The sequence below is a fragment of the Aromatoleum sp. genome, from assembly GCF_036675785.1.
Taxonomy (GTDB): Bacteria; Pseudomonadota; Gammaproteobacteria; order Burkholderiales; family Rhodocyclaceae; genus Aromatoleum.
Genome location: NZ_JAKFEF010000014.1, coordinates 34,531 through 47,490, shown reverse-complemented (window position 1 = coordinate 47,490; position 12,960 = coordinate 34,531). Strand labels below are relative to the sequence as shown.

Sequence of the window (12,960 nt, the reverse complement as noted above, 5' to 3'; positions counted from 1 at the left end):
GGGCACGGAAGCGGCGCCCGCGCCCGCGAGGGCGACGCGTCGCTCATCGGCGGCCCGCTGCTTCGCCACCTCCCGCGATGCCATCGTCGCCTGCCCTTCCGCTCGCGCGTCGGCGGACGCGGCATCGTCGAGCGCGCCGATTTGCCGGCTGGCCGCTGACAAATTGCGCCACGCGCGCTGATTGGAGCCGTCGAGTTCGACCGCGCGCCGCAGCGACGCGACCGCGTGCTCGGCGCGGCCGGCGAGCAGCAGCGCGTAGCCGAGGTTGTTGTGCAGGTGGCTCGCGGACGGCTGAAGCTGCACCGCGCGTTCGAGCGCGACGAGGCCGTCGTCGAATTGGCCGAGCTGCACCTGCAGCGTGCCGAGCGCGTTCCACGCCGGCGCGTACTTCGGGTCCGCGTCGAGCGCCTTGCGGTAGGCGGCGCTCGCCTCTTCGAATGCGCCCTGGCCTTCGCGGTAGCGGCCGAGCGCGAGGTCGCCCGCGGCGTTCGATCCGCCGTGGCGCACTTTCTGCACCGGCGCGATCTTCCACGCGTTCTCGGGCAGCACGGGATTCGTGCTGCAGGCGCCGAGCACGAGCGCGGCGAGCACGGGTTTGAACACGAGCACGGTCCTTTTCATCGCGGTTCTCCGTGTCAGCCGCCGCTGGTGCCGGCCATCGTCGGCAGCAGGATGCGGTAAATCTGGATCATCGCCGGCCCGAGCAGCACCAGCATCAGCGACGGAAAGATGAAGAAGATCAGCGGGAACAGCAGCTTCAGCGATATCTTCGCGGCGGCTTCCTCGGCGCGTTGGCGTCGGCGCGTGCGCAGCATGTCCGAATGCACGCGCAGCGACGTGGCGATGCTGGTGCCGAAACGCTCGGCCTGGATGATCATCGCGACGAAACCTTCGACTTCCTCGACGCCGGTGCGCGCAGCGAGGTTGCGCAGCGCGCGCGCACGTTCGAGGCCGGCGCGCAGTTCGAGCGTGACCAGGTGCAGTTCCTCCGCGAGCGCCTCGCTCTTGTGCTGCATCTCGTCGGCGACGCGCACGAGCGCCGCTTCGACGCCGAGACCGGCCTCGACGCACACCGTCATCAGGTCGAGCGCATCCGGGAAAGTCTCGAATATCTCGCGCTGGCGCACGAAGATCAGCCGGTTCAGCACGATGTTCGGTGCGTAATAGCCGAGCGTCGCCGCGAGCAGCACGACGAACAGCGTCCCCTGGAACTGCAGCGCCGGCGACGACACCAGCACTGTGAAATACGCGGCCAGAGGCAGTCCGAGCGCGAGTGCGGTCTTGACGCCGAAGAACGCGAGCGGCGCCGACGCGTGGCGGATGCCCGCGTGCATGAAGCGCGCGCGCAGCGCCGAAGTGCCCTCGCTGTCCTCGGGCGTGGAGAGCTTCGCGAACGGCTTCGTCAACTTCACGGTGCGCTCGATCCACGCGTCGGCACCGGCGCCGGCCGACGTCTTGCCGCCGCCCGCGAGCGCGCTCAGGCGCTCGGCGGTCGGCGAGCGCGAGAACAGGCTCATGACGTAGAACGCGCCCGCCGTCACCGCGACGAACAGCAGCCCGAGAAAGGCGATCTGCGTGAGGTCCATGATTGCTTCCCTTTCGCGCCGCTACACGCGGATGCGGATGATTTTGCGCATCCACAGCACGCCCATGACCATCATCCCGATAGCGCCGTAGATGAAGTTGATGCCGGCCGGGTCTTCCCACAGCACTTTCATGAAGCCCGGATTGACGATGTTGATCAGCGCCGCGGTCGCGAACGGCAGGCAGCCGAGGATCCACGCCGACAGCCGGCCCTCGGCCGACAGCGTGCGGATCTCGCCGTACAGCTTCAGCCGCGCGCGCACGATCTTGCTGATGTTGTCGAGCAGTTCGGCGAGGTTGCCGCCCGAGTCGCGCTGGATCAGCACCGCGATGACGAAATACGACAGGTCCGTGCTGTCGGTACGCGACGCGAGGTTCAGCAGCGCGGTCTGCTGCGGCACGCCGTAGTTCATCTCGTCGAACAGGATGCGGAACTCGCCGCCGATCGGGTCCTTCATCTCCTCTGCGACCATCTTGATCGCCGTCGGAAACGCATGGCCGGCGCGCAGCGCTCGGCCCATCAGGTCGAGCGCCTCGGGCAGCTGCCGCTCGAAGTCCTGCATGTGGCGGTTCTTCGCGCGTGCCACGTAGAACAGCGGCAGCGCGCCGAACCCGACCGCGAACGCGACGCCGAGGAACACCGGCCGGTTCAGCAGCACCGGCAGCGCGAAGCCGAGCGCCGCGAGCGCGACCGTCCAGCCGGCGAACTGCGCGAGCGTCATCTGCAGCCGCGACTGCACGATCATCCGGTTCAGCCCGGAGAGCTGCGGCACCGCCGCGAGCAGCCGGTCTCCCGCGGCCGATCCGGCCTCGTTCTGCTCCTTGTACAGCGTCGCCGGCTTTGCGCTGCGGATGCCGCTCGCGACTTCGTCGAGGCGCCGGTTCAGCCGCTTGACCTCGGCGCTGTGCGTCGACTTCCACCACAGGTAGCCGCCTTCGAGGAACAGCACGACCGCGACGAAGGTCGCGAGTGCGAAGAGAAGCGTCAGGATGTCCATCGCCGCCTCACTCGAACCGCCGGCCCGGGTCGAACATCTCTTCCGGTAACCGGATGCCGTACGAACGCAGCCGGTCGGCGAAATGCGGCCGCACGCCGGTCGCGGTGAAATAGCCCTGCACCGCGCCGCCCTCGGCGATCCCGGTCTGCCGGAACGCGAAGATCTCCTGCATCGTGATCATCTCGCCTTCCATCCCGGTGATCTCCTGGATGCTGACGATCTTGCGCTTGCCGTCGGTCAGTCGGCTCGCCTGCACGATCACGCCGATCGCACTCGCGATCTGCGCGCGCGCGACCTTCGCCGGCAGGTTCGCGTCCGACATGCCGATCATGTTCTCCATGCGGCCGATCGCGTCGCGCGGCGTGTTCGCGTGCACCGTCGTCATCGAACCCTCGTGGCCGGTGTTCATCGCCTGTAGCACGTCGAACGCTTCGGCGCCGCGCGTCTCGCCGAGGATGATGCGGTCCGGCCGCATCCGCAGCGCGTTCTTCACCAGCGCGCGTTGGGTCACTTCGCCCTTTCCCTCGATGTTCGGCGGGCGCGTCTCGAGCCGCACCACGTGCGGTTGCTGCAGCTGCAGCTCGGCCGCGTCCTCGATCGTGACGATGCGCTCGTCGTGGGGGATGTTGCTCGACAGGATGTTCAGCAGCGTCGTCTTGCCGCTGCCGGTACCGCCGGAGATCAGGATGTTGACCTCGGCCCGCACGAGTCCGGCGAGGAGTTCCCCCATCGGCGGCGTCAGCGCCTTGAAACCGATCAGCTTCTCCATCGTCAGCGGCACCGCGGCGAAGCGGCGGATCGACACGACCGGGCCGTCGAGCGCGAGCGGCGGGATGATCGCATTGACGCGCGAGCCGTCCGGCAGCCGTGCATCGACCATCGGGCTCGACTCGTCGACGCGCCGCCCGACGCGCGACACGATCTTGTCGATGATCTTCATCAGGTGCGCGTCGTCGCTGAACGTCACGTCGGTCAGCTCGATCTTGCCGTGGCGCTCGACGTAGATCTGCTGCGCGCCATTGATCAGGATGTCCGACACGGTCGGGTCGGCGAGCAGCGGCTCGATCGGGCCGAGCCCGAGCATCTCGTACTGGATGTCGCGCACGAGGTCGCGCCGCTCGCTCGTGTTGACGACGACGTTCTCCTCGGCGAGCAGGCGCTCGACCATCAGCCGCAGCTCGTCGCGCAACTGGTCCGGCGACAGGCTCTCCATCGCTTCGAGGTCGATGCGCGACAGCAGCAGCTGATGGATGCGCATCTTCAGCGCCTGGTAAGCCTTGTTCGCGGTGGCGTCGACGACGCTGCCTGGCGACCGGGGCGCGATGTCCGCCGTCACCGAGACTGATTCGAGGCGCTGGCGAAGACTCATTTCCAGATTCCTTTCAAAGTGGGGGCGCTTAGTGCGTGAACAGCCGCGACAGCCAGCCACGGCTCGCTTTCTCGGGCTCGGCCGCGATCGACTCGGCGATCTCGCGCAGCGCCTTCGTCACCGGGCTGTTCTTCGCGAGCCGCGCGATCGGCTCGCCCTGGTTCACCGACGCCGCGACCGTGTCGTAGCTGTTGGGCACCGTCTTGAAGAGCTTCGCCTGCACCGTCCGCTCGAGGTCCGCGACGCTGATCTCGCTGTTCTTGAGGTGCCGATTGACGATCAGCCCGACCTTCGACATCGGGTAGCCGAGCGACACGAACACTTCGACGAGCCGCTTCGCCTCGCGGATGAACGGCAGCGTCAGCTGCACGACCGGGAAGATCATGTCCGCCATGTCGAACGGCTGCAGGCTCACCGCGTCGAGCGAGCGCCCGACGTCGACGATGACGAAATCGAAGTTCGCCCGCGCGACCTTCAGGATCGCCTCGACGTGCTCCGCCTTCACGTCGACCGAATGCGCCGGATCATCCGGCGCCGCGAGCAGGTGGAAACCGGGTGCGACCTCGATCATTGCCGACGTCAAGAACGCCGCGTCGAGCCGGTGGATCTGCTGGCACACCAGCGCGAGGTTGCTCGCCGGCTTCTGGTCCGTCACGTACATCGCCGCGTCGCCGAACTGTAGGTTCAGGTCGATCAGCGCGACGCGCTTGCCATGCGCCGCCGCGAGGACCCACGCGAGGTTCGTCGCGAGGAAGGTCGCGCCGCTGCCGCCTTTGCAGGAGGTGAGGGCGAGGATTTTGCCGTCGGTCGACGCGCCGCCGCGCTTGACGCGAATCCGGGCGACCGCGCCGAGCAGCGCCTCGGGCGTCGGCGTGCCCGGCAGCACTTCGCGCACCCCGGCGCGGAGGGCTCGTAGCAGGAAGTCCGACGACGTGTCCCCGGTGATTACGATCGGGTCGATCTGGGGGAAGCGCAACGTCAGCGTCTCGAGCGCCGCGATGTCGGCCGGATCGAACGCGTCGAGGACGACGATGTCCGGCACGCTGCCGTTCACGGCGCCGAGGGGCTCGCTCGACGTCGCGTGCCCGACCGCGATGTCCATCGAACTTCCCGTCCCCGCGAGCGACGCGCGCAAGCGCTCCGCGTTCTCGTGGCTGTCCGAAAGGATCCTGATCTTCATAGTTGAGTCCCGGGGAGATGCTGGGCTGTTTTCATATGCACTGAGGATTGGGGACGTCTTCGATGGAGCTGACGAGGCTTTCGCGCGGCAGCGTCGTCGCAAAGCCCGGCAGACTCAGGCTGAGCGGTACGAGCGGGATGTAAGTCGCGATCGGTACCGGCTGGATACGCACCGTCACCTCGTCGCAATTCTCGGCACTGCAACCGGACGGCGTATAGACCACTTCGATCTTGTCGCTCGGGACCGTCGGAAACAGCGCCGTCATCCTCGCCTTGACCGCCGAATCGGCGATGTCGCAGACGACCGCGATCCGTGCGCCGAGCCGCGTCGCTTCGGTCGCGGTATTCCAGTAGAACAACACCCGGCCCATCTCCATCACGCCGATCAGCAGCGTGAAGAAGAGCGCCGCGACGATCGCGAACTCGACCGCCGCGACCCCGCGCTGACTGCCTGATCCGGTTCCGAATCGCGCGTCCATTACATCACCTGTCTCATCGTCACGCTGATGTCGCCGAAGGTCATGTTCGGCGCGACGAAGGGCACGAGCGACACGAACTGGTACCCCGCGATCGTCACGCTGACGAGGTTGACGACGCCGCTGCCGGTCGCCTGATTCTGATGCGTCGCCGGATCACTCGTCTGGTCGCGGACCTGGACGTGACTCTCGCTCAGGCCGGGCGCGACCGGCATCCCACCGCACGTCCGGTTGCCATACACCGCGAGGCAGCGCGCCGTCCCCGCGCCTTCGCCCGGTCCCTTCTGCGTCAGGAAGCGCGCCGCGTCGCGGGCGGATTTCGCCAGCGTGTTGTATTGGTACATCGCGCGGCCGAACTCGGTGATTCCGAACGCCATCAGCACGAGCGGAATCATCACCAGCGCGAGTTCCACCGCCGCGACGCCTCGTTGTGAGTTCTTCGTTCGCATCGCCGCTCCTATTGCACGAGTGCGGGAACTAGTGGCCCGATACTGCCCGGGCCGCCGACCGAGCCCGAGGTTGCACACGGGCTCGACGGATCGGATGCGCCGCCGCGATACTCAAGCCACACTTCTTCACCGCCGCCGGGTCCGTTGTCGTTGCTCATCGGGTGCAGCATCAGCACGCACGCGTAGGCGAGGATCGGCACGGTCTGCGGATTGGACGTCTTCCAGCTTTCGCAGTCGACGACCGGCACGACGACGGTCCGACGGTCGGCGCCGAAATTGCGGTGTTCATCCTGCGAGATCGGCCGGTAACCGCCGTTCAGCGCCGGTCCTTGATAGGGGCTGTATTGCGAGCGCGCGGTCCGGTAGTTGGAGATCGCGCCGCTCCCGCCGTAGGCGTTGAATTTCGACGGCCAGGACGTGGGCGTATAGCTCATTCCGGTCCAGTCCGGCGGCGCGTTGGCAGCCGAATCGCTCCCCTTGTAGAGGCCGAACCTCGTGTTCCACGCCTTTCCGAGCGACGCGATGTTGCCCTGCTGCCCGACCTGGGTGCCCGTTCCCGGGGCGGGCAACGCGCATTGGCCCGGGCCTTTGAACAGGTCGGCGAGTTCGCTTGCTCCCCCTCCGCCCGGCGAGAAATCGATCCAGTCGAAGCTGCCGGTTGCGGATTCGGTCAGCTTGCTCGTCACCCACTGTCCGACAACGAGACCGGAGAGCGGAGAGCTCACCGGGGAGGTGGGCGGCTTGCACAACCCGAGCGGGATCGCGCAATTCGTCTGCGCATTGCGGAGCGTCGCGACCGCCAGCGCCGAAACGTCCTTCGGGCCTTGTCCCAGGACTTGCATGAACCACGGCGGAATGTCCTCGGCGCGAGCAATGCACATAACGAAGCGCGAGTTGACGTCGGCGCTTCCGCTCGGCAGGTAGGCCGAGTTGGGCGCGAGTGCCGTGTGGAACCGCACGTCGCCCGGAGCAATCGCGATCGCAGCGTCCTGAAAGTCGCGCGAATTCCTTGCTGCCACGGCGGTGCCGGCCGCCACGGCATTTGTCAAATAGCTGGTGGAACAGGGGCCGGCGTCGGGATCGCACGTCAGCTCGCGCGAAGCGGCCAGAGCGCACGCATCCGCTGCGTTTTGTAGCTCGGTCTTGTTGACATATAGATGGCCAAGATCGAGCGCGAGGCCGACGAAGCCGACGAGCACGACGAGCGACAGCGCGGTGATGATTGCTACCGCTCCCCGCTGTTTTTCTGCACCGTGGCTCGCGATTTTCATTGATACCGCTCCTGCGAAGGTGCCTCTATTTCGAAGAGGCATCTTTGAAGTTGACGTTTAGCGTGGACGTCTTTTTTTCCTGAACCGTAAAGCTCTTCGCATACTCACCCATCGCCCCCTGAGCCGCCTTCCCGTCAATTCCGGCGACCGTATCGGTATTCTTCGATGCGTCCGGTGCGATTACCTGTTGAGCGGTAATCGTCCTCGCGGCTTCGCCGAAGCGTTCGTCCCATTTTGGGGAGGTTGCGACACAGCCGGCTAGGGCGAGTGTCAGGAGTGGGGCAGCAAGGCGGATGAATGTGTTCATGGTCTGTTCCTCACTTCGGTGCAAAGCCGCCGCTGGCGGGAGCTTCCGCGCCGGGCAGAAGGTCGGCGTGGTCGGCGGGGGCGGGGCCGTTGCCTTCGAGCTTGCCGCGCCAGATCACGTCACTGCGGCTCGGCTCGACGTAGTTGTCCGTTGGCAGTGCGTAGTTCTCGGGCAGCGGCTTCACGAGACGCGGCGTGATGACGAACACGAGTTCCGAGCGGTCGGTCTGGAATTCTGTGCTGCGGAACAACGCGCCGAGGATTGGAAGCTCGCCGAGGATCGGGAATGCCTTGATGTTCGTCGTCGTGTTGTTCTTGATCAGCCCGCCGATCGCGAAGCTCTGGCCGTCCTGAAGCTGGACAGTCGTGAATGCTCTACGCGTCGTGAAGGACGGCAGGATTGCGAGACCGTTTACGCCGGGCGCGCTCAGTCCGATGCCCTCACGATTCAACTCGGATACCTCGGGACGCACCGCGAGATTGATGCGACCTCCTTCGAGCACGGTCGGGGTGAATTTCACCGACACACCGAATTCCTTCTCTTCCAAGGTGATCGTCTGAGCCCCGGCGTTGTTGCTCTGCGCAACAGGGATGAAGATCTTGCCCCCGGCGAGAAAGCTGCCTTCCTGACCGCTGATTGCCATGACCGTCGGCTCAGCGAGAATCTTGACCAGGCCGTCGTTTTTTTGCATGTCGAGTGCGACGTTGCTAACACCGCGAGCAGGCACGGTTCCGAACGTCGTCGTGTACTTGGGACCGAACAATGTTTGTTCGACCGTGACATTGCCTCCGCTCCCAATGTTGCTCGGTACCGTACCGCCGACCACCGCGTCTACCGAGCTGAGCGGGACGTTCTGCGGCCCTGTCTTGGAAAGCTGTCCGAGGGCACCTGCCCCGCCACCAAAGATCCCGGACAGGAAGCGGATCATCGATCCGTCCCCGGCGGCATAGGCGCGCGAAAAATCGATGCCGAAGCGATCCAGCACCGCTTTTGAAATCTCCGCGACCTTGACTTCCAGCATCACCTGCTGCGGCGCGCCGACGCCGAGCATGTTCAGCACGCGCACGTTGCGCCCACTCTCTCCGCCGTCACCTTCCCGCACGTAGGCCGACGCGATCTCGATGGCGCGGTCGACCTTCGTCGCGTCGCTGACCGTGCCGGTCAGCACGAGCGAGTCGTATGCCGACGTAACCTTGATGCCCTTTTCGTCCGGCAGCAGCGCCGTGAGCGCGCTCTGTACCGACGTCACGTCCATCGCGACCGTGACGTCGAGCGCGATGCAGCCGCCGGACCGGTCGACGAGCACGACGTTCGTCGAGCCGACGCTCTTGCCGAGCAGATAGATTTCGTTCGGGCTCAGCAGCAGCACGTCGACCTGCGCGACACCGGGGCGGCCGTCGCTCTGCTTCGTCTGCTTCGCGTTCTTGTCGTCTTTCGCGGGTTCGGTGCTCGGCCGCGCGGCCTGCGCGTTGTCGGGGTTGCCGAGCAGGATGCGGGTGACCGGAACTTCGGGCCGGATCACCGACGACTTGCCGACCGGGATCGTGACCATCGGCGCGATCTCGACGCGTCCGCAGGGCGAGCCGCCGGTCGCCGAGACCGCGGCCGTCTTGGCTACCGCGGGTGACGAGGCGATGGTTGCGACGGCGGAGAGTGGAAGCATCAGCGCCAGTGCCAAGGAGGCGCCGATCACTTGGGAGCGTGGACGGCTGGAGAGGGGGTTCGTGTTCATGATGGTCCCTGCGCTCGGCAATCGATTGGAAGCGGCTAGAAGCATTCGTTGACCTTGGAGACGCCGCGGATCACCTCGACGCAGACCTGCTGCTTCGGGGCGGGCTCCGGCGTGGGGGCGGGGGCAGGGGTTTCGGTGCGGGGTTTCGCGGCCGGGCGACGCGGCGCCGCGGGCTTTGCCGGCGGGGACTGCGGCGCCACCGGCGCCTCAACCGAGGTGCGCAGCAGCATCGCTTTCGTAATGCCGGCCGTGTCGGTCGGGTTCGAGTCGATCTGGTTGCGCAGCACGAGCGACAGGTTGCCGACGCTGCGTGCGAGGTCGAGGCGCTCGGCCTGTTCGGGCGTGACTTCGAGCGTCACCGCGTTGACGACCTTCGGCTTCGTCTCATCGCGGTTCGCCTCCTGCGCGACCGCGAGCACGAGGATCCGCTCGAGGACGATCTTCGAGATCATCTGGTCCTCGTTGTTGCGGTTCGCGCCCGTGTTCTCGGTGTTCACCATGATGTCGACGTAGTTGCCGGGCAGCGTGAAGCCGGCGACGCCGATAACGTCGTTGACGCGCACGGTGATTGCGCGCTTGCCCTCGGGCACGACCGCCGACAGCCCGCCTTTCGTTCCGTCCGGCGCGAGGCGCGATTCGAGGATCGGTTCGCCCGGTTGTATCCCGGTGATTGCGACGCGGCCGTCGAGCTTCGAAAGGTCGGTGAAAGCGCCGTTCGGGATGCTGCCCGACGGCCATTCGACGAGGCGGATCGCCGCGGGCGCGATGCGGCTGCCGAGCTGCAGCTCGACCGCGGCGACTGCGATCCCGTTGCCGTCGCTGGCCGATTTCGCCTGCAGCCAGCGCACGCCGAGCACGACCGCGGCGAGGCCGGCGAGCATCGCGACCAGCAGAAAACCCATCCCCTTTGCTTTCATTCGAATCCCCTTGTTTCGGCGGTGCTCGCGTAATGCCGTCGTCCGCCATAGCGCCCGCAGTGCGCGCGCAGTGGGTGGAATCCGGCGACCGCTTGCGCGGCCGCCGGGTCTCCCCCTCCCCTCCGATTCGCGCCCTATCGGGTCGCGAAGTAGTTATGCCAGGCCCAGTCCAACGCCTCCCGCGTCAGACGTGCCGGCTCGCCCAGGTAGCGGGCGAGGTCGGCGATCTGGTTGACAAGGTCGCGCGGGTAGCACGCGAGCAGCGGCTGGTCGTGCGCCTCGTGGTAATCCTTCAGCAGCGTCTGGAACGCCGCTTCGTCGAACGGCACGTCGCGCGCCTCGCAGACGCCGACGAAGATGCGGCGGTAGTCGTCCTCGTCCATCGGCCCGATGTGGATCTTGTAGCCGAGCCGGCGCAGGAAGGCCGGGTCGGCAACGTCGGCCGGCTGCAGGTTCGTCGAGAACACGAGCACGACGTCGAACGGCAGCGCGAACTTCGTGCCGCTGTGCAGCGCGAGGTAGTCGTGGCGCCGGTCCATCGGCACGATCCAGCGGTTCATCAGCTGCTCGGGCGTGACGATCTGGCGGCCGAGGTCGTCGACGACGAAGAGCCCGTTGTTCGCTTTCACGTGCGGCGGTGCCTGGTAGAAGCCGCTGGTTGCGTCGAAGTCGAGGTCGAGCATTCGCAGCGTGAGCTCGCCGCCGGTGATCGCGACCGGCCGCTTGCAGCGCACCCAGCGCTGGTCAGGCCGCGTCATCACGTCGAGCGCGGCGGGGCGGTGGTCGTCGGCGACCGGTGTGTGAATCAGCGGGTCGAACACCTGGATGATCTCGCCGTCGACGAGGATCGCGTGCGGCACCGCGATGTCGCCGTCGAGCAGCAGCGCGAGCCGTTCGGCGAGATACGTCTTGCCGGCGCCGGCCGGGCCGTATAGGAACAGCGCACGCCCCGATCCCATCGCCGCGCCGAGCTGGTCGCGCACTTCCGGCTTGATGATCAGCCCGCGGAACGCGTCGTTCACGCCTTCGCGCGTGACGTCCATCTTCGTTACCGACTGGCGCTCGACTTGGGCGACATAGGCGGCGAGGCTGACCGGCGCGGCGCCCGCGTACTTGCAGCGGCCGAGATATTCCGACGCGCGCGCGCGCCCGGCGTCGGTGAGTTCATAGAGGATGTCGCCATCCGTCTCGCCGCGCCGCATCACTTCGCAGATGCGCTCCGCGCGCATGAACGCGAGCAGGTTCTCGAGCACGATCGCCGGCAGCCGCAACTGCTGCGACAGCTCGGTCAGCCGCATCTGGCCGCGAACGAACAGCAGCTTCGTCGCCAACTCGACGAGGAACAGCAGCGGCAGGCCGGTTTCGTCGAGCGTGCGCGGCGCGCGCGGGAAGCCGACGGTTTCGCCGAGCGGGATCACGTTTGCGGTCGAGGTGCCGGTCATGTCTGTAGTCCCATCAGCTCAACGCCCAGCCGCCGGAGCGGACCAGGATCAGTTGCAGCACGGTGCCGGCGGCGATCGCGACCGCGTAGGGCATGCGGCCGGCGGTCTGTGCGAGCGGCTCGAAGCGCGGTGCTTCTCCGCCCGCGGCGCGCACTGCGCTCGTCGTCAGCATGAAGTGGAGATTTCCCGCGAGTTGCCGGAACGAGCGCTGCCACAGCGCCATGACGACCGCGAGCACGCCGCCGGTGAGAAACGTCAGCACGACGGCTCCCAGCGTGTTCATCGGACCGAGAAACGCACCGACCATCATCATCAGCTTGACGTCGCCGGCTCCCATTGCGCGGAGCGCGTAGAGGGGAAACAGCGCTGCGAAGCCGACGGCGATGCCGGCGACGGAGGGAAAGAGGCCAATAGCGCCTCCGGAAGCCACTAAGATCCCTCTGCCCGAGTCGGCAACAACGTGAAAGGCTAAGGCGGCGAGAATGCCCGCGAGGATCAACAGGTTCGGCACCTTACGCGTACCCAGATCGATGAATACGCTCATCGTAAGTGCGCTGAGTAGAGTTGCTAGTCCCAGATTCATTGAGATTCTGACTGCTTGTAGGAAAATAGTATTTTGGTTAGGGGCGCTGGACCGATCTGCAACAATCAACGCCCCCGTGCGTTAAAGCTACAGAGCGGCAGCAAGGTCGCCGGCGATCTTCGTGAAAACTGCCGCGAGATTTGTTCCGACCGACGTAATGCTTATGATAATGGCTACGGCAATTAGCGCAGCGATAAGGCCATATTCGATCGCCGTTACGCCTTCTTCATCCTTAACGAACTTCTTGATCATTTCCATCATGGTCCTCTCCTTCATCTAGGAAAAAACGCCGGATCTTCCGGCAACCAACCGGAGCGGAAAGCCCGCTCCGGAAAATTTCTGGGAGTTGTCGACCTCCCATTGAAATAGCTGCTCGTTCAGGCTGCCGCTGAAACTTTGCCCGCGACGTCGCGGAAAAGCGTCTCGATGCTGTCGCCCAAGGAGCCGATCGAAATCACTATCGCGCCAAAAATAAGCGCTGCGAGCAGTGCGTATTCAATCGATGTGACACCGTCTTGATCAGCAAGAAAGCCTTTTAACAGCTCGAAAATTTGCTCGTCCTTCATCGCTTTCTTCTCCTGCCGCTTGAGTTCAGGTTAAGCGATGATGGCTTCACATACATCGGCAATTACGCTCGGTTTTGTTAGTCGTAT

General features: G+C 65.8%; 15 protein-coding genes. All 15 read right to left on the bottom strand.

Going from position 1 to position 12,960, the window contains the following annotated elements:
* On the bottom strand, positions 1-621 hold a 621-nt coding region (locus V6M37_RS03480), incomplete at its 3' end, for a tetratricopeptide repeat protein (protein WP_332671080.1).
* A 14-nt stretch (positions 622-635) separates the two neighbouring features.
* Positions 636-1,586 (bottom strand): type II secretion system F family protein, encoded by a 951-nt coding sequence (locus V6M37_RS03475; RefSeq protein WP_332671079.1) that lies wholly within the window; start codon positions 1,584-1,586, stop codon positions 636-638.
* Positions 1,587-1,607: 21 nt separating this feature from the next.
* On the bottom strand, positions 1,608-2,582 hold the full coding sequence (locus V6M37_RS03470) for a type II secretion system F family protein (protein ID WP_332671078.1): 975 nt from the start codon (positions 2,580-2,582) through the stop codon (positions 1,608-1,610).
* Positions 2,583-2,589: 7 nt separating this feature from the next.
* Positions 2,590-3,951, bottom strand: a complete 1,362-nt coding sequence (locus V6M37_RS03465; RefSeq protein WP_332671076.1) for a CpaF family protein — start codon at positions 3,949-3,951, stop codon at positions 2,590-2,592.
* A 28-nt stretch (positions 3,952-3,979) separates the two neighbouring features.
* Positions 3,980-5,131, bottom strand: a complete 1,152-nt coding sequence (locus tag V6M37_RS03460) for an AAA family ATPase (protein ID WP_332671075.1) — start codon at positions 5,129-5,131, stop codon at positions 3,980-3,982.
* A 31-nt stretch (positions 5,132-5,162) separates the two neighbouring features.
* Entirely contained in the window at positions 5,163-5,609 is a 447-nt protein-coding gene (locus V6M37_RS03455) for a TadE/TadG family type IV pilus assembly protein (protein WP_332671073.1), read from the bottom strand.
* Entirely contained in the window at positions 5,609-6,055 is a 447-nt protein-coding gene (locus tag V6M37_RS03450) for a TadE/TadG family type IV pilus assembly protein (RefSeq protein WP_332671072.1), read from the bottom strand. Before V6M37_RS03450 ends, V6M37_RS03455 begins: the two co-directional genes overlap by 1 nt.
* A gap of 8 nt (positions 6,056-6,063) precedes the next feature.
* The gene (locus V6M37_RS03445) at positions 6,064-7,326 is read right to left on the bottom strand and encodes a pilus assembly protein TadG-related protein (RefSeq protein ID WP_332671071.1); all 1,263 of its coding nucleotides are present in this window, start codon (positions 7,324-7,326) and stop codon (positions 6,064-6,066) included.
* A gap of 25 nt (positions 7,327-7,351) precedes the next feature.
* A complete protein-coding gene (locus V6M37_RS03440) occupies positions 7,352-7,633 on the bottom strand; it encodes a pilus assembly protein (protein ID WP_332671069.1) in 282 nt (93 codons plus the stop codon).
* A 10-nt stretch (positions 7,634-7,643) separates the two neighbouring features.
* Positions 7,644-9,365, bottom strand: a complete 1,722-nt coding sequence (locus V6M37_RS03435) for a type II and III secretion system protein family protein (protein ID WP_332671068.1) — start codon at positions 9,363-9,365, stop codon at positions 7,644-7,646.
* A gap of 35 nt (positions 9,366-9,400) precedes the next feature.
* Positions 9,401-10,282, bottom strand: coding sequence for a Flp pilus assembly protein CpaB (cpaB, locus tag V6M37_RS03430; protein WP_332671067.1), 882 nt, complete (start codon positions 10,280-10,282; stop codon positions 9,401-9,403).
* Positions 10,283-10,416: 134 nt separating this feature from the next.
* Positions 10,417-11,724 carry an ATP-binding protein gene (locus V6M37_RS03425; protein ID WP_332671066.1) on the bottom strand — a complete coding sequence of 436 codons (1,308 nt, stop codon included), beginning with the start codon at positions 11,722-11,724 and terminating at the stop codon, positions 10,417-10,419.
* Between the two features lie 13 nt (positions 11,725-11,737).
* A complete protein-coding gene (locus V6M37_RS03420; RefSeq protein ID WP_332671064.1) occupies positions 11,738-12,307 on the bottom strand; it encodes an A24 family peptidase in 570 nt (189 codons plus the stop codon).
* A gap of 87 nt (positions 12,308-12,394) precedes the next feature.
* Entirely contained in the window at positions 12,395-12,568 is a 174-nt protein-coding gene (locus V6M37_RS03415) for a Flp family type IVb pilin (protein WP_442880986.1), read from the bottom strand.
* Between the two features lie 116 nt (positions 12,569-12,684).
* A complete protein-coding gene (locus V6M37_RS03410; RefSeq protein WP_332671063.1) occupies positions 12,685-12,873 on the bottom strand; it encodes a Flp family type IVb pilin in 189 nt (62 codons plus the stop codon).
* Positions 12,874-12,960 lie beyond the last annotated feature (87 nt).